At 60.3% G+C, this 20778-nt stretch carries 22 protein-coding genes; 9 read left to right on the top strand and 13 right to left on the bottom strand.

Annotated elements, in window-relative coordinates:
* Window positions 1-19 precede the first annotated feature (19 nt).
* The 9 genes from LRO94_RS25355 (at window position 20) to LRO94_RS25315 (ending at window position 6574) form a co-directional block, all read left to right on the top strand.
* Window positions 20-682, top strand: coding sequence for a riboflavin synthase (locus LRO94_RS25355; RefSeq protein ID WP_179179825.1), 663 nt, complete (start codon window positions 20-22; stop codon window positions 680-682).
* 15 nt (window positions 683-697) lie between these two features.
* Window positions 698-1789: a bifunctional 3,4-dihydroxy-2-butanone-4-phosphate synthase/GTP cyclohydrolase II gene (gene ribBA / locus LRO94_RS25350; RefSeq protein WP_032884563.1), complete on the top strand. Its 1092-nt coding sequence runs from the start codon at window positions 698-700 to the stop codon at window positions 1787-1789.
* Between the two features lie 88 nt (window positions 1790-1877).
* Complete coding sequence (gene ribH, locus LRO94_RS25345; RefSeq protein WP_003176356.1) at window positions 1878-2354, top strand: 6,7-dimethyl-8-ribityllumazine synthase; 477 nt, start codon at window positions 1878-1880, stop codon at window positions 2352-2354.
* Window positions 2351-2851: a transcription antitermination factor NusB gene (gene nusB, locus LRO94_RS25340; protein WP_032884564.1), complete on the top strand. Its 501-nt coding sequence runs from the start codon at window positions 2351-2353 to the stop codon at window positions 2849-2851. Before ribH ends, nusB begins: the two co-directional genes overlap by 4 nt.
* An 18-nt stretch (window positions 2852-2869) precedes the next feature.
* On the top strand, window positions 2870-3835 hold the full coding sequence (gene thiL, locus LRO94_RS25335) for a thiamine-phosphate kinase (RefSeq protein WP_179179826.1): 966 nt from the start codon (window positions 2870-2872) through the stop codon (window positions 3833-3835).
* A 66-nt stretch (window positions 3836-3901) separates the two neighbouring features.
* A complete protein-coding gene (locus LRO94_RS25330; protein WP_179179827.1) occupies window positions 3902-4630 on the top strand; it encodes a substrate-binding periplasmic protein in 729 nt (242 codons plus the stop codon).
* Between the two features lie 128 nt (window positions 4631-4758).
* Complete coding sequence (ribA, locus tag LRO94_RS25325) at window positions 4759-5376, top strand: GTP cyclohydrolase II (protein WP_032884567.1); 618 nt, start codon at window positions 4759-4761, stop codon at window positions 5374-5376.
* A complete protein-coding gene (locus LRO94_RS25320) occupies window positions 5373-5789 on the top strand; it encodes a nuclear FMR1 interacting 1 family protein (RefSeq protein ID WP_095186193.1) in 417 nt (138 codons plus the stop codon). Before ribA ends, LRO94_RS25320 begins: the two co-directional genes overlap by 4 nt.
* Window positions 5786-6574, top strand: coding sequence for a cobalamin-binding protein (locus tag LRO94_RS25315; protein ID WP_179179828.1), 789 nt, complete (start codon window positions 5786-5788; stop codon window positions 6572-6574). Before LRO94_RS25320 ends, LRO94_RS25315 begins: the two co-directional genes overlap by 4 nt.
* A 19-nt stretch (window positions 6575-6593) precedes the next feature.
* Here the strand turns inward: LRO94_RS25315 and LRO94_RS25310 are convergent, their stop codons facing one another.
* From LRO94_RS25310 to eat, 13 genes are all read right to left on the bottom strand, one after another.
* Window positions 6594-8483 (bottom strand): TonB-dependent receptor domain-containing protein, encoded by a 1890-nt coding sequence (locus LRO94_RS25310; RefSeq protein ID WP_179179829.1) that lies wholly within the window; start codon window positions 8481-8483, stop codon window positions 6594-6596.
* Between the two features lie 141 nt (window positions 8484-8624).
* Complete coding sequence (gene dxs / locus LRO94_RS25305; RefSeq protein WP_095186196.1) at window positions 8625-10523, bottom strand: 1-deoxy-D-xylulose-5-phosphate synthase; 1899 nt, start codon at window positions 10521-10523, stop codon at window positions 8625-8627.
* Between the two features lie 111 nt (window positions 10524-10634).
* Entirely contained in the window at window positions 10635-11522 is an 888-nt protein-coding gene (locus LRO94_RS25300; protein ID WP_179179830.1) for a farnesyl diphosphate synthase, read from the bottom strand.
* Window positions 11519-11761 (bottom strand): exodeoxyribonuclease VII small subunit, encoded by a 243-nt coding sequence (locus LRO94_RS25295; RefSeq protein ID WP_003176346.1) that lies wholly within the window; start codon window positions 11759-11761, stop codon window positions 11519-11521. Before LRO94_RS25295 ends, LRO94_RS25300 begins: the two co-directional genes overlap by 4 nt.
* Window positions 11762-12026: 265 nt before the next feature.
* The gene (gene ycaC, locus LRO94_RS25290; RefSeq protein WP_027605204.1) at window positions 12027-12659 is read right to left on the bottom strand and encodes an isochorismate family cysteine hydrolase YcaC; all 633 of its coding nucleotides are present in this window, start codon (window positions 12657-12659) and stop codon (window positions 12027-12029) included.
* A 423-nt stretch (window positions 12660-13082) separates the two neighbouring features.
* Window positions 13083-13859, bottom strand: coding sequence for a LexA family transcriptional regulator (locus LRO94_RS25285; protein ID WP_081797587.1), 777 nt, complete (start codon window positions 13857-13859; stop codon window positions 13083-13085).
* 211 nt (window positions 13860-14070) lie between these two features.
* Entirely contained in the window at window positions 14071-14598 is a 528-nt protein-coding gene (gene ppa, locus LRO94_RS25280) for an inorganic diphosphatase (protein WP_003176323.1), read from the bottom strand.
* Window positions 14599-14706: 108 nt separating this feature from the next.
* The gene (locus tag LRO94_RS25275) at window positions 14707-15522 is read right to left on the bottom strand and encodes a M90 family metallopeptidase (RefSeq protein WP_032884574.1); all 816 of its coding nucleotides are present in this window, start codon (window positions 15520-15522) and stop codon (window positions 14707-14709) included.
* Between the two features lie 6 nt (window positions 15523-15528).
* On the bottom strand, window positions 15529-16185 hold the full coding sequence (locus tag LRO94_RS25270) for a DedA family protein (RefSeq protein WP_032884575.1): 657 nt from the start codon (window positions 16183-16185) through the stop codon (window positions 15529-15531).
* A gap of 300 nt (window positions 16186-16485) precedes the next feature.
* A complete protein-coding gene (locus tag LRO94_RS25265; protein ID WP_032884576.1) occupies window positions 16486-16944 on the bottom strand; it encodes a GNAT family N-acetyltransferase in 459 nt (152 codons plus the stop codon).
* A gap of 91 nt (window positions 16945-17035) precedes the next feature.
* Window positions 17036-17869 (bottom strand): ethanolamine ammonia-lyase subunit EutC, encoded by an 834-nt coding sequence (gene eutC, locus LRO94_RS25260; protein WP_179179831.1) that lies wholly within the window; start codon window positions 17867-17869, stop codon window positions 17036-17038.
* Window positions 17866-19260 carry an ethanolamine ammonia-lyase subunit EutB gene (locus LRO94_RS25255; protein ID WP_099603283.1) on the bottom strand — a complete coding sequence of 465 codons (1395 nt, stop codon included), beginning with the start codon at window positions 19258-19260 and terminating at the stop codon, window positions 17866-17868. The genes eutC and LRO94_RS25255 overlap by 4 nt, the downstream gene beginning before the upstream one ends.
* Before the next feature lie 52 nt (window positions 19261-19312).
* Window positions 19313-20746, bottom strand: coding sequence for an ethanolamine permease (gene eat / locus LRO94_RS25250; protein ID WP_122681780.1), 1434 nt, complete (start codon window positions 20744-20746; stop codon window positions 19313-19315).
* Window positions 20747-20778: the final 32 nt, after the last annotated feature.

Genomic DNA, 20778 nt, shown 5'->3' with positions numbered 1-20778 from the left:
CGTTTTCCAGGAGAAGGCCATGTTCACCGGCATTATCGAATCCATCGGCAGCATTCGCGCCATGACCCCCAAGGGCGGCGACGTGCGCCTGCTGGTTGAAACCGGCAAGCTCGACCTCGGCGACGTCAAGCTGGGCGACAGCATCGCCGTCAGCGGCGTGTGCCTGACTGTCATCGAACTGCCGGGCAATGGCTTTGCCGCCGACGTCAGCCGGGAAACCCTGGACTGCACCGCGATGAATGACCTCAAGGCCGGCAGCCCGGTCAACCTCGAAAAAGCCCTGACGCCCACCACCCGTCTCGGTGGTCACCTGGTCAGCGGCCACGTCGACGGTGTCGGCGAAGTCGTTGCCCGCAGCGAAAATGCCCGCGCCGTGGAATTCCGCATCCGCGCGCCCAAAGAGCTGGCCAAATACATTGCCCACAAAGGTTCGATCACTGTCGACGGCACCAGCCTGACCGTGAACGCCGTGAATGGCGCCGAATTTGAACTGACCATCGTTCCCCACACCCTGAGCGAAACCATCATGGCGTCGTACCAGCCTGGTCGCCGGGTGAACCTGGAAGTCGACTTGCTTGCCCGTTACCTGGAGCGCCTGCTGATGGGCGATAAGGCCGCAGAGCCTGCAACTGGGAACATCACTGAGAGTTTTTTGGCCGCTAACGGCTACCTGAAATCCTGACCAAGGGGGTGCCGCGTGGCGCTCAATAACATCGAAGAACTGGTTGAAGACATCCGCCAAGGCAAGATGGTCATCCTGATGGATGACGAAGACCGCGAAAACGAAGGCGACATCATCATGGCCGCCGAGGCCTGCAAGCCTGAGCACATCAACTTCATGGCCAAGCACGCTCGCGGGCTGATCTGCATGCCCATGAGCCGCGAGCGCTGCGAGCTGCTCAAGCTGCCGTTGATGGCGCCGCGTAACGGCTCGGGTTTTGGTACCAAGTTCACCGTGTCGATTGAAGCGACCACAGGCGTGACCACCGGCATTTCCGCCGCTGACCGCGCCCGCACCGTTCAAGCCGCTGCCGCCAAAGACGCCAAGGCCGAAGACATCGTCAGCCCAGGCCACATCTTCCCGCTGATGGCCCAACCGGGTGGCACCCTGGCCCGTGCCGGCCACACAGAAGCAGCCTGCGACCTGGCGCGCATGGCCGGTTTCGAGCCGAGCGGTGTGATCTGCGAAGTGATGAACGACGACGGCACCATGGCTCGTCGCGCCGAACTCGAAGCATTTGCCGCCGAGCACAACATCAAGATAGGCACCATTGCCGACTTGATTCACTACCGGATGATCCACGAACGTACCGTTCAGCGGATTGCCGAGCAGCCACTGGACAGCGAACTGGGCCAATTCAATTTGGTGACCTACCGTGATTCAGTGGAGGGCGATGTGCACATGGCCCTGACCCTGGGCACCATCAGCGCAGACGAACCGACCCTGGTGCGTGTGCACAACATGGACCCGCTGCGCGACCTGTTGATGGTCAAGCAACCGGGCCGTTGGAGCCTGCGCGCCGCGATGGCTGCGGTGTCCGAGGCGGGCAGCGGTGTGGTGCTGCTGCTGGGTAACCCGGTGGACGGCGATGTATTGCTTGCCCATATCCGCGAGACCGCCGAGCAGACCCAGGTTAAAACACCGACCACCTACAGCATCGTCGGTGCCGGTTCGCAGATCCTGCGTGACCTCGGTGTGCGCAAAATGCGCCTCATGAGCGCACCGATGAAATTTAATGCGATATCCGGATTCGATCTGGAAGTTGTAGAATACGTGCCCTCCGAATAAAGGCTGGCGTCTTTTGCCCCTTGTTCGCGGTTAAATCATCACTGAGGGACGCACTTTTCGCGTCCCGGCTCTTTAAGAGATTTGTCGAATGACCCTGAAGACCATCGAAGGTACCTTCATCGCCCCCAAAGGCCGCTATGCCCTGGTGGTTGGCCGCTTCAACAGCTTCGTGGTTGAAAGCCTGGTAAGCGGTGCCGTGGATGCCCTGGTTCGCCACGGTGTGAGCGAAAGCGATATCACGATTATCCGTGCCCCTGGCGCCTTCGAAATTCCACTGGTTGCGCAAAAAGTTGCTCAGCAGGGTGAATACGCAGCAATCATCGCCCTGGGCGCTGTGATTCGTGGCGGTACCCCGCACTTCGAATACGTGGCCGGCGAATGCACCAAGGGCCTGGCCCAGGTGTCCATGGAGTTCGGCGTGCCAGTCGCTTTCGGCGTACTGACCGTTGATTCCATCGAGCAAGCCATCGAGCGCTCCGGCACCAAGGCCGGCAACAAAGGCGCTGAAGCTGCTCTGTCCGCCCTGGAAATGGTCAGCCTGCTGTCGCAGTTGGAGGCCAAGTGATTTCCGACGAGAGCGATCGTTTCAACCCGCGTGACGAGCGTCCAGCGGACGCCGGCAAACCTTCGAAGAGCGAAAAGCGCCGTGCTGCTCGTCAGCTCGCCACCCAGGCGTTGTACCAGCGCCATATGGCCGGTACTTCGCTGAACGAAATCGAAGCGCAATTTCGCGTCGACAACGACTTCACCTTTGCCGACCAGAGCTACTTCCACGACATCCTGCACGGCGTTCCGGCCAACCTGACCGAGATCGACGCTGCATTGACGCCGTGCCTGGACCTGACCCTTGAAGAGCTGGACCCGGTTGAACTGGCCGTACTGCGCCTGTCCACCTGGGAACTGCTCAAGCGCGTCGACGTGCCGTACCGCGTGGTGATCAACGAAGGTATCGAGCTGGCGAAAGTCTATGGTTCGACCGACGGTCACAAGTTCGTCAACGGCGTGCTCGACAAGCTGGCTCCGCGCCTGCGTGAAGCCGAAGTGAAGGAACACAAGCGCTAAGTTGCGCTTGAGTTCTCGATGGGCGAGTTTGAGCTGATCCACAAGTACTTTGCCGCCGCGCCCTGTGCGCAGGGCGGCGAGGGCATTGCCTTGGGGATCGGCGACGACTGCGCCCTGCTGGCGCTCCCTGCCGGGGAGCAACTGGTAATCTCCACCGATACCTTAGTGGCAGGCGTGCACTTTGCCGACCCTTGCGATCCGTTCCTGCTCGGCCAGCGTTCGCTGGCGGTGGCGGTGAGCGATCTGGCTGCCATGGGCGCCAACCCCCTCGCGTTTACCCTTGCACTCACTACGCCCACCGTCGATGCCGACTGGTTGCAACGCTATGCCCAGGGTTTGAACGCCATGGCGCTAAGCTGCGGCGTGGGCTTGGTGGGCGGCGACACCACGCGGGGGCCGCTCAGTTTGACCCTGACGGTGTTCGGCCGTGTGCCAGCGGGCCAGGCGTTGACGCGCAGCGGTGCGCAGCCGGGGGACCTGCTGTGCGTGGGCGGTGAGTTGGGCAATGCCGCTGGCGCCTTGCCACTCGTGCTGGGCCAGCGCAACGCCGATGCGGCCATCGCTGATCCTCTGCTGGCCCATTACTGGTCACCGCAGCCGCAGTTGGCTTTAGGGCTGGCGCTGCGGGGCAAGGCGACGGCTGCGATGGATATCTCCGACGGGCTGTTGGCCGATTGCGGGCATATCGCCAAGGCGTCGGCCGTCAGCCTGTTGATCGAGCGTCAGAAGCTTCCGCTGTCCAGCGCCTTGCTGGCGTTTGTCGGTGATGACCAGGCGCGGGTGGCTGCATTGAGCGGTGGCGACGACTACGTGCTGGCCTTCACCTTGCCGTCCGTCGAGTTGGCACCGCTGCTGGCCGCGGGTTGGCCGGTGCACGTTATTGGCCGTGTCCAGGCGGGGCAGGGTGTGACGCTCCTCGACGCCAACGGGCAGGACATCACTCCGGCCATCCGGGGTTATCAGCACTTTCGCGAGACGCCCTGAGTCGGCGTGCTGCGCTACCCTCTACTACGTCATTACGCAAGCAAAGCATTGCAGGAGGTCGTACCCATGGATGTGCGCCACTGGCTGCTGACACTGCTGTGTGTCATTCCGGCGTGGGTCCTGGCGCAGGATGAGTCTGTTGTACCAGGCAAGATCATGCTTGCCAGTGAGGCTTGGGACGGCTACACCAATGCGGACGGCAGCGGTCTGGCCTGGGATGTGCTGCGGCAGGTCTTCGAGCCGGTCGGGATCACTCTGCACACCCGCATCGAGCCCTATACCCGCTCGGTGGGCCTGGCCCAGCGCGGTGAGGTAGATGGTTGGGTCGGCTCTTACCGTGACGAGGTCACGGGCGTTCTTTACCCGCACTGGAAGTTGGACTCCGACGCTATCTACGCCCTTGGGCTGGCAACCTCCCCGACTCCGAGCGCCGCAACGCTGGGCGAATACCGCCTGGCCTGGGTACGCGGCTATCGGTACGAGGCGTACTTGCCCAATGTGCGACGTTTCAACCAGATTCAGCGGCGCGATGGGATTTTACCGATGCTCCAGCATGGTCGGGCCGATTTCTACATTGATGCCCTCAGCGAAACGCAATACGTCCTCAAACAGGCGCGAGACCCTTCCGCGTTCAGGCTTACCCACATCATCGACCTGCCGCTATACGTTGGCTTTGCCGATACCGAGCGCGGCCGTTCGTTACGCACCGTGTACGATCAGCGCATGGCCGTGCTGGTCAAAAGCGGCGTGCTGAAGCCGATCTTCCAGCGCTGGAACCTGCCGTATCCCTTCTAACTGCATAGAACCGAGATGAAGGCCAATCGAACCGATTGATCTTTATCAGCGATCATTCAGCTTAAGCGTGTGCAGGAACCTGCTGTTACAATGCCCGCCTCTGTAAAATCTGAAATCAGGAGCACACGGTGCCCGTCGTTTTCGTCGCCGCTTCCAAGCTGCCTACCCCTTTTGCCACGTTCACCATGAACGGCTTTCTCGAAGAAGCCACCGGGCGTGAGCACGTTGTGCTCAGCCTCGGCGATATCGCGGATGGCGCGCCAGTACTGGGTCGTGTGCATTCCGAGTGCCTGACCGGCGATGCGTTGTTCAGCCAGCGCTGTGACTGCGGCTCGCAACTGGAGGCGGCCATGCGCGCCATCGCCCGTGAAGGCCGTGGCGTGCTGCTGTATCTGCGCCAGGAAGGCCGCGGTATTGGCCTGCTGAACAAAATCCGCGCCTACGAGCTGCAAGACGGCGGCGCTGATACCGTTGAGGCCAACGAGCGCCTGGGCTTCGCTGCAGACCAGCGTGACTACGCGATCTGCCTGCCAATGCTTGAGCACCTGGGCGTGAAATCCCTGCGTCTGATGACCAACAACCCGCGCAAGGTCAAAGCCTTGACCGAGATGGGCATCACCGTGGCCGAGCGTGTGCCGCTGCATACCGGGCAAAACCCCCACAACAAGCTCTATCTGGCGACCAAAGCCAGCAAGCTCGACCATATGATGGGCAACGAGCATCAGGGCGAGGTCGACCGCGCGTGACCCGTGGCCAGGTAAAGCGGCGACTGTCCTTCAACTGGTGGCAGTACCTGGCCTTGGCGCTGCTTCCGTTGTTCGTGCTCAACCTGGTGTTTGGCCAGGTAGCGCTGCTGCCCGTGCTGGCGATGCCGTTCTTCATCGCTGGCGTGGCCTCGATGTTCCTAAGCCTGCGTTACTTCCACGGCTATAAACACGCGCTGATCGCCACCTCAAAAGCTCTCGATACTCCCGAAGAACCGGCTGCCTGGATCACCCTCGCGGCCCGCCGGCGCACGGCTTTGCTGGTGGCGGCGATTCCCGCGTGGGTGGGCGCGCTGGCGGTGTTCGTTGGCCTGGAAGCGGTGCCGCTGTTCCTGCTGGCGCTGTCGACGATGGTGCTGTTTTACCTCTACCGCATTCCCCGTCAACTCGGATGATGCACCGCTGGCTGGCGCTTCTGCTGCTGACACTGAGTGCACAGGCCTTGGCCGCCGAGCGGGTGGTGAGCCTGGCGCCATCCCTATCTGAAATCGTGGTCGAACTGGGTGCTGCCGATCTGCTGGTAGGCGTGCTTGATGGCGGCGAACGGCCGGCCGAGTTGGTGAAGGTGCCATCGGTGGGGCATTACGGCCAGTTAGACATGGAGCGCCTGCTCAGCCTCAATCCCGACCTGATTCTGCTGTGGCCCGGCAGTGTCGGCCCGGCCCAGCGCGAGCAGCTGCAACGCCTGAATATTCCGGTGTACGTCGCCGAACCTCATAGCCTCGAACAGTTGACCACCCAAGTCCAGGCCATAGCCGAGCAATTAGGCCGTGCCGACGCCGGCCGGCAATTGGCCGCGCAACTGCGCGAGCGCCTGGCCGGGTTGCGCCAGCGTTATCAACGTGTCGAACCGTTGCGGGTGTTCTATCAGGTGTGGAACCAGCCGCTGTACACCGTGGGCGGTGGCCAGATCATCAGCGACGCGCTGAGCGTGTGCGGTGCGCGCAACGTGTTTGACGACCTGAGGCTACCCGCACCGCAGGTCAGCATCGAGTCGGTGTTGCAACGTAATCCCGAAATGATTCTGGTGGGCGATCAGGCTCAGAAGGACGCCTGGAAGGACTGGCCAAGCATGGCGGCGCGGGTACAGTTGGTTCCGGACAAAGGCCTGGAACGGCCCAGCGGGCAGATGCTGGAAGCGCTGGCGCGGCTGTGTCAGGTAATTGCCCCGAGCCGATGAAGCCAGTACCAGGCGACAATCAGATTTCAGGTGTCCAGGTCACACCAAGCATCCACGCCCGGCCCTCTTCACGGTAATCCTGATTGTTCAGAAATGCCGGATCGTTGTAGCTATAACGTGCCCGCGAATAGGATTTATCCAGCACGTTATCAACCTTCAGCGACAGCGCTACTTCTCGGCTAACCGCCCAACTGCTGCGCAACCCGAGCAATCCGTAGCCGCCCAGGCGCTGCGTGTTGTCTTCATTGTCGTAGCTATTGCTGATGGCCTGCCAACTGGCGCCCACGCCTACCTGATCGAATTGCCGATCCATATCCAGGCTCAATGTGCGGCGTGCACGACGGGCCAACGTGTGGCCGCTGTCGCGGTCGCGTGGGTCGATGATCGAAACACCCAGGTTGCCCTGCCAGCCGAACAGTTCCTGTTTCAGCGCCGCTTCAAAGCCATCAATGCGCGCCGATGCCACATTCTGCGGTTTGTCGGTACGGTCGAGGATGATCGCATTGCTCAGGTCGGTGCGGTACACCGAGGCTTCCAGGCGCGTGCTGTCACTCAGTTGGCTGCGCCATTGCACTTCGTAGCTTTTCGAGGTTTCGGGCTGCAGGTTGGGGTTGCTGTATTGCGTTTGCGGGTAATACAAGTCGTTGAAGGTCGGCGCACGGAATCCTTCGCTGTAACTCAGTAACAGGTCATTGTCGGGATTGACCGGCACGGTGAGCGTACCGCTCCAGCTGTTCTGGCCGCCGAACTGCTGGTTCTCGTCGTGGCGCAAACCCAGCTCTGTGGAGAACCGTTCGCTGCGGAAGCGGTGCTGCACAAAGGCGGCGCGGTTCCAGCGGCTGTTTTCGGTGAAAGTGGTGGAGCCGTGGAAGCGGTCTTCGTACCAGTCACCGCCCAAGATCAGGCTGTTCTGTTCATCCAGGGTCAGGTCGTTCTGCCAGTTGACGGAGTCGCGGTAGGTGTTGAATGCGCTGAAATAATCACTGAGGGTGTCGCGTTTGATGTCACGGTTCTCGCTGTGGCCCAGTTCCACGCGCGATTGCCAGCGCTCACTGAACGTGGCGTCGATATAACCGCTGGCGCTGCTCACGGCGTAGTCGGTGTAGGGTTTTTGCCCAACAGTCTGCTTGGTGACGATGTCGTAGCGGCCGAAGCTGTTGTCGTACTCCGACTTGCCACGGTTATCCAGCAGGTTGAAACCCACCTCCAGCGCATCGCTGAACGAATGGCTGAGGTTCAGGCTCACCGATTGGTTGCGATAGGCATCATGGTCGCCGTCGCTGGGGAAGGATTCGTGGGTCGAATTGATACCGGCAGTTTCATCCAGGCTCGCCCCGAGGTTGAAGCGCGTGTGTTCATCGCCACCCGAGAGACCGAGGCTGCGCTCCCAAGTGTTATTGCTGCCAAAACCCAGTTTCACGCGCGGTTGCAGGCCTTGCGCGGCGTTGCGCCGGGTGAACACTTGGATTACGCCGCCAATAGCATCGCTACCGTAGATCACCGAGCGCGAGCCGCGCAGGACTTCCACGCGCTCAATCTGGTCGATATTCAGGTATTGCAGGCCGCTGTCGCCGGACGTGGTGTTGGCGATGCGCTGGCCGTCCACCAGCACCAGGCTCTGGGCGGATTTAGTGCCGCGTAGGTAGATCCCCGGCAAACTGCCGCGTCCGCCGGTTCGCGCGACTTGCGCGCCGGGCACTCGGCTGAGCAGGTCAGTGAGGCTGGTGGGTTGCAGGCGATCGATGTCATCGCGGGTGAAGACGGAGTTGGCGGCGCTGCTGTCGTTGCGCGCCTGCACCTGACGGTTTGCGCTGATGACCACTTCGGGGAGCTTCAGGGCCTCGTCGCGGGTTTCGGCGAGCAATTCAGGGGAGGGCAGAAGCAGCAGGGCAAGGTACAGGCGATTCATAGACTGTTCACAGCTTTTGAAGGTGACACAAATCAAATGTGGGAGGGCGCTTGCCCCCGATGGCGGCCTGTCAGTCAGCATAGTTGTTGACTGAACTGCCGCTATCGGGGGCAAGCCCCCTCCCACATGTTGATCCGGTTTCTACAGGTCCAGCAGCGCCATTCGTGCGCGCACCGAAGCCTCGATCCCTGCTTCGTCCAAGCCGCACTCCGCCAGCATCTGCGCTGGCTTGGCGTGTTCGACGTACACATCCGGCAAGCCCAGGTGCAGCACCGACTTGAGGATATTCTCCCGTGCCAGGAACTCACTGACTGCCGCGCCGGCGCCCCCCATGATGGCGTTCTCTTCAACGGTCACCAGCAACTCATGGCTACCGGCGATCTCGCGTACCAAGGCTTCATCCAGCGGTTTGACGAAGCGCATATCGACCACGGTCGCGTCGATCTTTTCGGCGACTTTCAGTGCTTCGGCCAATTGCACGCCGAACACCAGGAACGCGACCTGGCTGCCCTGGCGACGCACGATGCCTTTGCCGATCTCGATCGGCTCCAGATCTTTTTCGATCACTGCATTCGGGCCATTACCACGCGGGTAACGCACGGCGGCCGGGCCGTTATACAGGTGGCCAGTGCTGAGCATCTTGCGCAGTTCGTTCTCGTCGCTCGGCGTCATTACCAGCATGCCGGGGATGCAACGCAGGTACGATAGGTCGAAGCTGCCGGCGTGAGTTGGGCCGTCTTCGCCTACAAGACCCGCGCGGTCGATGGCGAACAGCACGTCAAGGTTCTGCACCGCCACATCGTGAATGAGCTGGTCATAACCGCGTTGCAGGAACGTGGAGTAAATCGCTACTACTGGCTTGGCGCCTTCACAGGCCATACCGGCGGCAAAAGTCACCGCGTGCTGCTCGGCAATCGCCACGTCGAAATAGCGCAGCGGGAAACGCTCGCTGAACGCCACCAGGTCGGAGCCTTCCTTCATCGCCGGGGTAATGCCCACCAGGCGCGAGTCGGCAGCGGCCATGTCGCACAGCCATTCGCCAAACACACCGGAATACTTCGGCCCGCTGGCCTTTTTCGGCGCAGCGGCTGGGGCGTCCACAGGTTCCAGCTTGGTGATCGCGTGGTAACCAATCGGGTCGACTTCCGCCGGGGCGAAGCCTTTACCTTTCTTGGTGACGATATGCAGGAACTGCGGGCCTTTGAGGTCGCGCATGTTACGCAGCGTGGCGATCAGAGTGGGCAGGTCGTGGCCGTCGATAGGGCCGATGTAGTTCCAGCCCAGCTCTTCGAACAGGGTACCGGGGACAAGCATGCCCTTGGCATATTCTTCGGTGCGTCGGGCAATTTCCCACGCGCCGGGCAGACGCGAGAGCACCTTCTTGCTGCCTTCGCGCATGCTGGCGTAGGTACGGCTGGAGAGGATTTTTGCCAGGTAGTTGGACAGGCCACCGACATTGCGAGAGATCGACATGTCGTTGTCATTGAGGATCACCAACATGTTGGCGTTCACTTCAGGAGCATGGTTCAGCGCTTCGAAGGCCATGCCGGCGGTCAACGCGCCATCACCGATCACCGCAATCGCCTTGCGATCACTGTTTTGCAGGCGGGCGGCAATCGCCATGCCCAGCGCTGCACTGATAGAGGTGCTGGAGTGACCGACGCCAAAGGTGTCGTACTCGCTCTCGGCGCGACGCGGGAAGGCGGCAACACCGTCCTTTTGGCGCAGGGTACTCATGCGCTCGCGTCGGCCGGTGAGGATTTTATGCGGATACGCCTGATGGCCCACGTCCCACACCAGCCGGTCGTCCGGGGTATCGAACACGTAATGCAACGCGATGGTCAGCTCGATGACGCCCAGGCCTGCACCAAAATGCCCACCGGTCTGACCGACCGTGTAGAGCAATTCCAGGCGCAGTTCATCGGCCAGGGTTTCCAGCTCGGCTTCACCCAGACGACGCAGGCCGTCCGGCGTGACAGCACGGTCGAGCAGGGGCGTGGACGGGCGCTTGCGGGGAATCTCTTGAAACGTCGTGGGCATCAGGCGAATCGTTATAGGTATAAGAAGAGGCGGCAGTTTACCTCAAGCATCGCAAACTGCCCACGCAGAGCGCCGAACTTGGCCGATATGCGGCTGCAATGGCCGCTGTTATCAGTGGCGGCGTTCGACGATATACCGCGCCAGGTCACGCAGTGGCGCGGCTGCCGCGTCGAAAGGTCGCAGGGCGTCCAGGGCCTGGTCGCGCAGTTCCAGGGCATATGCCTTGGCAGCGTCGAGACCAAGCAGCGCAGGATAAGTCGGTTTGTCCCGTGCGATATCGGCACCTTGGCGCTTGCCCAAGGTGGCCGTGTCACTTTCCACGTCGAGAATGTCGTCCTGCACTTGGAAAGCCAGGCCGATGGCGCGGGAATACGTCTGCAAGGCCGCCAACTGCGCAGCTTCGGCCCGGCCACTGGCCAGGGCACCGAGGTGCACGGCAGCCTCGATGAGCGCGCCGGTCTTGTGGCGATGCATATGTTCCAGAGCTTTTTGATCCAGCTTGAGACTGACCGAACCCATGTCGATCGCCTGCCCACCAACCATACCGGCCGGGCCCGCAGCGTGGGCGAGGGCGGTGACCATGCGCAGGCGAGTCTCGGCGTTGACGCTGCTCAAGCCCGGGTCCAGCAATGCGCTGAACGCCAGGCTTTGCAGGCCGTCACCGGCCAGAATCGCATAGGCTTCATCAAAGGCTTTATGAGTGGTTGGCTGGCCGCGACGCAGATCGTCGTCGTCCATTGCCGGCAAATCGTCGTGTACCAGGGAATAAGCGTGGATCAGCTCCACCGCACACGCCGCGCCGTTGGCCTGATCGGCAGGCGCACCGAGGGCTTCACACGCCGCATACGCCAGCAACGGGCGCACACGCTTGCCGCCATTCATCACGCTATAGCGCATGGCTGCATAGAGACGGTTCATTTCTGCGCTGGGCGCAACAAACAAGGGCTCCAGCGCCGCATTCACCCGGGCTTGGCTACTGGCCTGATACGCGTCGATCATTCCGGCTGTTCCGCATCGAAAGGTTCTTCGGCCAACTCCCCGTCACGCTCCAGCAACACCTGTACCTTCTGCTCCGCCTGCGCCAGCGCGCTCTGGCAGTCGCGAGTCAGGCCGATGCCTTGCTCAAACGCCGTCAGCGAGTCCTCCAGCGACAACTCGCCATTCTCCAGACGCTCGACCAGGGTTTGCAGGTCGGCGAGGGATTGTTCGAAATCGAGTGCAACTTTTTTGCGGGCCATGGCGGCTATTCCGGTAGACGGTAAACCGGCGGGACACTAGCAGACATGGGGGAGTGGGGCAAATGAGTGGTGGGAATTACGAGGTGGTAAATCGCAAAGTCGATTGAACACAGGTGGTCCCGAAACACGCGGGATGGGCACGTTGCCGGCAGTTGCAAAACAGTTGCCAAGCCTCGAGCAAGTTGAGCGTGAACGGGCGGGTTACGCTCAGGTGAACACCGAAAGCCTGCTTTTCAAGGCAGGCTTATCGGGAATTTCGGCTGACTTATTTCTGATGGGCTGTCAGCGCCGCATAACCATTCATCAAGTTGCGATAGTTGGGAATACGCTGGGACAACAGATTGCCCAGTCCTTCGATATCGTTGCGCCAGTCGCGATGCAGCTCACACGCCACCGAGAACCAGTTCATCAACTGTGCACCGGCTTGCGTCATCCGGCTCCATGCCGCTTGTTGCACGGTGGTATTGAACGTGCCGGATGCATCTGTCACCACAAACACCTCAAACCCTTCTGCCAACGCCGACAAGGTCGGGAACGCTACGCACACATCCGTTACTACGCCGGCAATGATGATCTGCTTACGGCCGGTAGCCTTGATCGCCTTGACGAAGTCTTCGTTGTCCCACGCATTGATCTGGCCAGGACGAGCGATGTACGGCGCGTCCGGGAACATCTCCTTCAACTCAGGCACCAGAGGGCCGTTGGGGCCTTGCTCAAAGCTGGTGGTGAGGATGGTCGGCAGGTTGAAGAATTTGGCCAGGTCGGCCAGTGCCAGCACGTTGTTCTTGAACTCGTTGGGCGAGAAGTCTTGCACCAAGGAAATCAAGCCGGTCTGGTGGTCGACCAGCAGGACTACGGCGTCGTCTTTGTTCAAGCGGTTGTAGGTCGGAGTGCTCATGGTTGAATCCTTTTTTTGTTTAAGTGGGTTTGGCGTTGCGTTCAACATGGGCACAGATTAATGGGTCGTGATTGGAGGATAAATCGGGCGAGGGGAGTCTTACTGTCAACTAAAAAGGGACAAAGGATGGAGGCTGGGCATGGCGTTGGGAGCGAGCGGAGGCAAAGAGGATGCGTGCACGTTGGCTTGATTTGCAGAGGGGGAGATTATTAGAGGCATTAAAAAGCCGGCTTGTGGCCGGCTTCTCGGGGACTGCCTCAGCTTGTTTTTGACAAACCTCACCAGCCTTCAAATCGCTCAGCCCACATTGCGTCGGGCTGAATAGTAGGGGCATCCGCGGGAACTCCTCCGCTTCGCCGAGCAGGGTGGTTAGCCTTAAGCCACCCCCTGCCAAATGTGCGGCGCATGATACCCACATTCACCTTAAATGCCCACCTCCGGTTCCGATTTAGAGCCTTCCCAGCCTAATAGGTGCTCATCCAGCGGCACGGGCGGGCGGCGGTTGTTGAGGGTGGACCACCAGAATATCCAGCCGACGATTTTGAAGTTCTGCTCGAAGCGTTCTTCATGGTTGAGGTATTCGTCCGGGTGTTCGCTGGCGTTGTGGCTTCGCATGCGCAACCCTCCCCCTGGACGGTTGTAGAGATATTTGATGCGCAGCATGCCGTCGTGTTCGACGGCGTAGATTTCGCCATCAATGATTTGGGTGCGGCCTCTGTCGATGGCGAGGGTGGCGCCCTGTTGGATGATGTCGATCATGCTGTTGTCGACCATGTAGGCGCCTACCGCGCGGTCAGGGTTGACGGTAAGGGTTTCGAGAGTATGCAGGGAGACGCGGATGCGCTCGGTTGAGGTGAATGTGGGGTGGAGGGGAATCTCCACGTCGAGTGGTTCCGGAGGGCAGGTTGGGCCTGTGAGGTACTTTCCGCCTCCTTCTCGGGTGCTGGGCAGTCCTTTCCGGGCGTCTGGGCCTTCCAGCAGGAAGTTGGCCGGTGGGTGTTTGGGGCCTTCGCCGGTGCGCAGCCAACGGCTGGAGACGCAGAGAAGTTCTGCAAACTCGTTGAGTCGGCCCATGGGTACACCGCGTTTGAACCAGTTGTTCACGTGTTGAGGCGTGACACCACGGTTTTTGGCGAAGTCGGATGCGGAAAGATGAACTTCCTGCAATAGCACTTTTAAACGATCACCTGATGTATTCATAAACGCAGAGTTTACTGGCCAAGAAAACCAATCAAATAAACCATGCGTTGAATTGCGCCTGTAGGTTTTTGCTTAGTTGTGGCTTGATCTTTCAGTTGTATCGCTTAGTTGAACGGCGTGTACTAATTTTTGAACTTGTTGTTTAGTTTTCCCACAAAAAAGCCCCGAATAATCGGGGCTTTTTAATTGCCGGGGCAATGAAGAGCGGGTATCAGCCTTTGTAGGCTGCAACCGACTTCATGATCTCGGCGCGGGCGGCGTCTGCGTTGCCCCAACCGTCGATCTTCACCCACTTGCCTTTTTCGAGGTCTTTGTAGTTCTCGAAGAAGTGCTTGATCTGTTCCAGCAGCAGTGGTGGCAGGTCGGTGTATTCCTTCACGTCCACATACAGCTGGGACAGCTTGTCGTGTGGGACTGCGATAACTTTGGCATCGCCGCCGCCGTCGTCGGTCATGTTCAGGATGCCGACTGGACGTGCGCGGATGACCGAACCAGGGGTGACCGGGTAAGGCGTTACGACCAGCACGTCGAGGGGATCACCGTCGTCAGCCAGGGTGTTCGGGATGAAACCGTAGTTGGCCGGATAGAACATCGGGGTGGCCATGAAACGGTCAACGAACAGGCAGTCGCTGTCTTTGTCGATTTCGTATTTGATCGGCGCGTGGTTGGCCGGAATCTCGATGGCGACGTAGATGTCGTTCGGCAGGTCTTTGCCAGCCGGAATCTTGCTGTAGCTCATTGGGCGTTGCCCCCGTAGTTGGCCATATGACATGGCCGGATTGGCCTAAAAGTGGCGGCGATTATAGGCATATTCTGACGGCGATGCCATGCGCCAGACGTCGTACGGTCATTCGTCTTGTGGCTGATAACGCGGGTCGTGGGCTTGCAGATGGGTCAGGCGGGCCAAGGGGTCTTGGCGATAAAAGCGACTGAGTTGGGCATACACCTGTGGATAAGTGCGGACCAGTAAATCCGGGGCACTGAAAAAATATTCGCTGGTGACCGCAAAGAATTCCGCGGGGTTTTCTGCGGCGTAGGGGTCGATCTCGGTGTCGGCGTCCGGGTTGGCGTCCAACTGGCGATTGAGATCGTCATAAGCGCTTTGCATCACGCTGGCCCACTCCTGCACGCGCATGTCGTGGTGCAGCGGCGGTAGGCCGTTGGCGTCGCCGTTGAGCATGTCGAGTTTGTGGGCCAGTTCGTGGATCACCAGGTTGTAGCCCTCCCACTGGCCGCTGGCGAGTACGCCCGGCCAGGCGAGGATCACCGGGCCTTGCTGCCAGGCTTCACCGCTGTGTTCGCCGTCCCACTCGTGTTCGATACCGCTGCTGTCTCGATGGCGCTGGGGGCTCAGGAAATCGTCGGGGTACAACACGATTTCGTGGAAGCCCTGATACCAGTCGAGGTCGCCGAGGTTCATCAGTGGCAATTGCGCCTGAGCGGCGAGCAGCAGGCGTTGCTCCTGGTGCAGCTCGACGCCCGGCAGGGCGGTGAGGTGTTTTTCGGCGAGAAACACCACGCAGGCTTCGCGCAACCACTGGTCCTGCTCGGCGCTGATACCGTCGAGGAAGGTCAGGTGGTGGCGCACCCGTTGCCAGGTTTCATCGGCAATCGGGTGCTTGGCCAGCAGGCGCCGGCGACGCCAGGCGCTGAGGGACCACATCGCAGGTTACTGCTGCTTGGCTTCGGAGGAAGTGCGGCCAAAACGGCTGCGGAACACGCCAATGATCATCGGCACCAGGGACAGCAGGATGATGAACACCACCAGCAGCGACAGGTTTTTCTTGATAAAGGGCACGTTGCCGAAGAAGTAGCCCAGGGTCACCAGGCCGCCGACCCAGAGGATAGTGCCCAGCACGCTGAATCCGAAGAACCGTGGGTAGGGCATTCTCGCGATGCCGGCCACGAACGGCGCAAAGGTGCGCAGAATCGGCAGGAAGCGCGCCAGGGTCACGGTTTTACCGCCGTGCTTGTCGTAGAAGTCGTGGGTTTTTTGCAGATAGTCGCGGCGGAAAATCTTCGAGTTCGGGTTACTGAACAGGCGTTCTCCGGCTGTTCGTCCGATTACGTAGTTGGTGCTGTCGCCGAGGATTGCCGCCAACATCAACAGGCCGCCCAGCAATACCGGGTCCATGCCGCCACCTGCGGCGATGGCTCCGGCGATAAACAGCAAAGAGTCGCCTGGCAGGAACGGCATGACCACCAGGCCGGTTTCGCAAAAGATGACCAGAAACAGAATGGCGTAGATCCACGGACCGTAATTGGTTACCAGCAGGTCGAGGTAGACGTCGAGATGCAGGATAAGGTCGAGCGGGTTGAAATCCATGGATGGCACCTGTGTGAACGGCCCGGCTCAGCAGGCCTGTGCGGAAGCTCGGGTAATAAGGCTACAAGTGTATGCCGCATTTCTTACAACCCTGAAAGGTCCGCATTATACGGATTGAGAGGTGAAAAGCGTGTTGGTTTTGTAGCGGGGGATGTCGTGGCGTGAGGTCTGAAGATCGCCAGAAATCAATGTGGGAGCGGGCTTGCTCGCGAAAGCGGTGGGTCAGTTATAAATAGTCTGACTGACAAACCGCTATCGGGGGCAAGCCCCCTCCCACAAGGTGTCCACGGTGTCCGGGAGTCAGTCTTCGCTGATCGGCAAGGTGTAGTTCTTGAACTCGGTGTCTTCACGAAACCCGATTGACTCGTACGTCTTCTGCGCCACTTGGTTGTCACTGCTGGTCGACACCCGCAGCCGCACTGCGTGCGTCTCTTTGGCCATCTTTTTCGCGGTGCGCATCAGGTTATCCGCCACCAGCTGCCGACGTGCGTCTTCTGCTACGTAGATGTCATTGAGGATCCACACCCGCTTGAGCGAAAGCGACGAAAAGCTCGGATACAACTGACAAAAACCAAGCAACTTCTTGTCGTCATCATCGGCCAAGGCCAGGTAAATCACCGACTCCTTGCGGCGCAGGCGCTTTTCCAAAAAAGCCCGCGATGAGTCCGGGAACGGCAGGGCCCCATAAAACTCGCGGTATTTGACGAACAGCGGGGTCAACAGGTCCAGGTGTTCCAGGGTCGCTTGAGTAATCCGCATGCCAGGCCTCAACTTCCAGATGGGTATGACCACACGTGCGGCCGTGAATTGATGCTGCCTAAAGACGCCAAAAAGCGCAATCGTGCCGGGATCAGTCCTGCGGTGGGCTGAGCAGGAAATTACCTTTCATCAGGTTCGGATCGTCGGACTCGATGGTCTGCAGCTGCGCCTCATCCTTGAGGTTTACCCCCGAGAGCTGCCGGCGACGCGCCTCTTTCATCAAATACAGCAAACGATGGGCCGCCATCCCGTAACTCAAGCCTTCCAAGCGCACGTTGGAGATGCAATTGCGATAGGCATCGGTGAGACCGATCTTGGGGTTGTAAGTGAAATACAGCCCCAGACTGTCCGGCGAACTGAGCCCCGGCCGTTCGCCGATGAGGATCACCACCATTTTGGCGCCGAGCAGTTGCCCGATTTCGTCGGCCACCGCCACGCGCCCCTGTTCCACCAGGATCACCGGCGACAAGGACCACCCTTCGGCGTGGGTTTGTTCTTCCATGCGCGTAAGAAACGGCAACGTATGTTTATGCACTGCCAGCGCCGACAGACCATCAGCCACCACGACCGCCAGGTCCACGCCGCCGGGATGCGCTGCCGCGTAATCCCGCAGGCTCTGTGCCGATTCGTCACTCAAGCGCCGCCCCAAATCCGGACGTTGCAAGTAGCTATGCCGGTCGGTTGCGGCGCTGTGCAGCAACAGGCTGTCACGCCCACGTTCGGCCAGTTGACTGCTAAGGCCAGCATGGTCGAAAGGCAGATGCACCGCGTCCCGCGCCTGGGCGTGGGCAAATTGGAAATCAAGCTGGGCGTTGGTAGGAATGCTGGTACCGGTACGGCCCAAGGCAATACGCGCCGGGGTCAGGCGCCGCAGTTCCAACCACGGGTTTTCAGGCAGGTCGAGTTGCACAGGCGGCTCCTTCATCCCAATTGCGCCAGGGCGTGGCGAAACGCCGGTGGCAGGCTGTTGCCGAAGCGCACCTTGCCGTCGGCTTGCGTAAAAATGCCCATTTTTGCCAGCCACTGTTCAAACTCCGGTGCCGGCTTTAAACCCAACGTCTGGCGAGCGTACAAGGCGTCGTGGAACGAGGTGGTCTGGTAGTTGAGCATGATGTCGTCGGAGCCGGGGATACCCATGATGAAGTTGATCCCGGCCACGCCCAGCAGGGTCAGCAGGGTGTCCATGTCGTCCTGGTCGGCTTCGGCGTGGTTGGTGTAACAGATGTCGCAACCCATCGGTACACCCAGCAATTTGCCGCAGAAGTGGTCTTCCAGGCCGGCACGGATGATCTGCTTGCCGTTGTACAGGTACTCGGGGCCGATAAACCCGACCACCGTGTTTACCAGAAACGGTTTGAAATGCCGTGCCACGGCATAGGCGCGGGTTTCGCAGGTTTGCTGGTCGACGCCAAAATGCGCATTGGCCGACAAGGCGCTGCCCTGGCCGGTTTCGAAATACATCAGGTTTTGGCCCAGAGTGCCCCGGTTCAAGCTCAAGCCCGCGTCGTAGCCTTCCTGCAGCACATTCAGGTTGATGCCGAAACTGGCGTTGGCCGCCTCGGTGCCGGCAATCGACTGGAACACCAGATCCAGTGGCACGCCGCGGTTGATGGCTTCGATGGAGGTGGTGACGTGGGTCAGCACACAGGCCTGGGTGGGGATTTCGTAGCGCTGGATGATGGCGTCGAGCATCTCCAGCATCGCGCAGATCGAGGCGATGCTGTCGGTGGCCGGGTTGATGCCGATCATGGCGTCGCCGTTACCGTACAACAGGCCGTCGAGAATGCTCGCAGCGATGCCCGCCGGCTCGTCGGTCGGGTGGTTAGGTTGCAGGCGGGTCGACAGGCGACCGCGCAGGCCCATGGTGCCGCGAAACTGGGTGACGACGCGGATCTTCTGCGCCACGAGTACCAAGTCCTGCACGCGCATGATCTTGGACACCGCAGCAGCCATTTCCGGTGTCAGACCCGGCGCCAAGGCGCGTAGGGAATGTTCATCGGCGGCGTCGCTGAGCAGCCAGTCGCGCAGGCCACCGACGGTCAGGTGACTGACAACGGCGAAAGCCTGCTTGTCGTGGGTGTCGATGATCAGTCGGGTGACTTCATCGCTTTCATAGGGGATCAGCGCTTCTTCAAGAAAGTGTTTCAACGGGATATTTGCCAGCGCCATTTGCGCCGCCACCCGCTCACCGTCGTTCTGCGCGGCGACGCCGGCGAGAAAGTCTCCGGAGCGCGCGGGACTGGCCTTGGCCATCACGTCCTTGAGGCTGTCGAAGCGGTAGGTTTGTGCACCCACCGCGTGGGAAAAGCTTGCCATACAGTGTCTCCTTGACGACGCGGGCAGCAGCCCGCGTCGAGGTTTACGGCAGTTAGTGCAAGGCGGCCTCTGCGGCCTGGATCGCCGCGAATTCCTCTTCGGGTGTGCCTGCTACCAAGTGATGCCGGCTGTAGAAAGCAAAGTAAGCAATTAATACTCCATAGATGATCGCGGCGCCAATCACCACCCGTGGATCCACCAGAAAGCCCGCAACTACGGCCACGCAGGCGAGTACCAAGGCAACCCCTGAAGTGAAAATGCCACCCGGCGTGCGGTAAGGACGGTCCATTTTGGGGCGACGGATGCGTAGGGTTATGTGCGCGGCCATCATCAGTACGTAGGAAATGGTCGCGCCAAACACCGCCACCAGGATCAGCAAATCCCCCTGGCCTGTCAGCGACAGGCCGAAACCGATAATGCCGGGGATCACCAGCGCCAGTACCGGTGCCTTGCTCTTGTTGGTCTGGGACAGTTTGCGCGGCAGATAGCCGGCACGGGACAAGGCGAAGATCTGCCGCGAATAGGCATAGATAATCGAGAAAAAGCTGGCGATCAGTCCGGCCAAGCCAACCAGGTTGACGAAGCTGCCCATCCAGGTCGAACCGCCGTAGGACAACGCCAGCGCTTCCACCAGCGGGTTCCCGGATTTGATCAACGCGTAAGTGCCCGCGCCGCCCGGTGCAATCACCAGGATCAACAAGGCAAAGCTGGTCAGCACCACAATGGCGCCGATCAGGCCACGAGGCAGGTCGCGCTTGGGGTTCTTGGTTTCTTCGGCGGCCAGCGGCACGCCTTCTACGGCCAGGAAAAACCAGATCGCGTAGGGAATTGCCGCCCACACGCCGACGTAGCCAAACGGCAGGAAGGTGCTGGCGCCCTTGGCCTCGGTCACCGGAATATCCAGCAAGTTGGCGACGTTGAAGTGCGGCACCATCGACACCAGGAACACGCCCAGTGCAACCGCGGCGATGGCAGTGATGACAAACATCAGCTTCAAGGCTTCGCCAACGCCAAAGATGTGGATACCGATAAAGATGATGTAGAACGCCAAGTAGATCATCCAACCGCCAATGCCGAACAGCGACTCGCAGTAAGCGCCGATAAACACCGCGATGGCGGCGGGGGCTATGGCGTATTCGATCAGAATGGCCGTGCCCGTGAGAAAACCGCCCCAAGGCCCGAAGGCACTGCGGGCAAAGCCGTAGCCACCGCCAGCGGTAGGGATCATCGAAGACAGTTCGGCCAGGGAGAAACACATGCACAGGTACATGGTGGCCATCAGCAATGTGGCGAGGAACATACCGCCCCAGCCACCTTGGGCGAGGCCAAAGTTCCAGCCGGCGTAGTCGCCGGAAATAACGTAGGCAACGCCGAGCCCAACTAACAGCACCCAGCCGGCGGCGCCTTTTTTAAGTTCGCGTTGTTGGAAGTATTGGGAGTCAACTTTTTCGAAGTCGACAGAAGATCCAGTCGGTTCGCTAGGCATGAAGAAGTACCTTTCGTTGTTATTGTTTTTAA

Origin of the sequence: Pseudomonas sivasensis (assembly GCF_021391435.1) — a bacterium.
GTDB classification, from domain to species: domain Bacteria; phylum Pseudomonadota; class Gammaproteobacteria; order Pseudomonadales; family Pseudomonadaceae; genus Aquipseudomonas; species Aquipseudomonas sivasensis.
The sequence above is the reverse complement of the archived record's forward strand: the minus strand, read 5'-3'. Positions and strand labels throughout refer to the sequence as shown.

What these genes read in the sequence shown, in the direction of transcription:
- LRO94_RS25355 (WP_179179825.1), top strand. Translation starts at nt 20, where the DNA reads ATGTTCACCGGCATTATCGAATCCATCGGCAGCATTCGCGCCATGACC.
- ribH (WP_003176356.1), top strand. Translation starts at nt 1,878, where the DNA reads ATGACCCTGAAGACCATCGAAGGTACCTTCATCGCCCCCAAAGGCCGC.
- thiL (WP_179179826.1), top strand. Translation starts at nt 2,870, where the DNA reads ATGGGCGAGTTTGAGCTGATCCACAAGTACTTTGCCGCCGCGCCCTGT.
- LRO94_RS25330 (WP_179179827.1), top strand. Translation starts at nt 3,902, where the DNA reads ATGGATGTGCGCCACTGGCTGCTGACACTGCTGTGTGTCATTCCGGCG.
- LRO94_RS25315 (WP_179179828.1), top strand. Translation starts at nt 5,786, where the DNA reads ATGATGCACCGCTGGCTGGCGCTTCTGCTGCTGACACTGAGTGCACAG.
- LRO94_RS25310 (WP_179179829.1), bottom strand. Translation starts at nt 8,483, where the DNA reads ATGAATCGCCTGTACCTTGCCCTGCTGCTTCTGCCCTCCCCTGAATTG.
- dxs (WP_095186196.1), bottom strand. Translation starts at nt 10,523, where the DNA reads ATGCCCACGACGTTTCAAGAGATTCCCCGCAAGCGCCCGTCCACGCCC.
- LRO94_RS25300 (WP_179179830.1), bottom strand. Translation starts at nt 11,522, where the DNA reads ATGATCGACGCGTATCAGGCCAGTAGCCAAGCCCGGGTGAATGCGGCG.
- LRO94_RS25295 (WP_003176346.1), bottom strand. Translation starts at nt 11,761, where the DNA reads ATGGCCCGCAAAAAAGTTGCACTCGATTTCGAACAATCCCTCGCCGAC.
- ycaC (WP_027605204.1), bottom strand. Translation starts at nt 12,659, where the DNA reads ATGAGCACTCCGACCTACAACCGCTTGAACAAAGACGACGCCGTAGTC.
- LRO94_RS25285 (WP_081797587.1), bottom strand. Translation starts at nt 13,859, where the DNA reads ATGAATACATCAGGTGATCGTTTAAAAGTGCTATTGCAGGAAGTTCAT.
- ppa (WP_003176323.1), bottom strand. Translation starts at nt 14,598, where the DNA reads ATGAGCTACAGCAAGATTCCGGCTGGCAAAGACCTGCCGAACGACATC.
- LRO94_RS25275 (WP_032884574.1), bottom strand. Translation starts at nt 15,522, where the DNA reads ATGTGGTCCCTCAGCGCCTGGCGTCGCCGGCGCCTGCTGGCCAAGCAC.
- LRO94_RS25270 (WP_032884575.1), bottom strand. Translation starts at nt 16,185, where the DNA reads ATGGATTTCAACCCGCTCGACCTTATCCTGCATCTCGACGTCTACCTC.
- LRO94_RS25265 (WP_032884576.1), bottom strand. Translation starts at nt 16,944, where the DNA reads ATGCGGATTACTCAAGCGACCCTGGAACACCTGGACCTGTTGACCCCG.
- eutC (WP_179179831.1), bottom strand. Translation starts at nt 17,869, where the DNA reads ATGAAGGAGCCGCCTGTGCAACTCGACCTGCCTGAAAACCCGTGGTTG.
- LRO94_RS25255 (WP_099603283.1), bottom strand. Translation starts at nt 19,260, where the DNA reads ATGGCAAGCTTTTCCCACGCGGTGGGTGCACAAACCTACCGCTTCGAC.
- eat (WP_122681780.1), bottom strand. Translation starts at nt 20,746, where the DNA reads ATGCCTAGCGAACCGACTGGATCTTCTGTCGACTTCGAAAAAGTTGAC.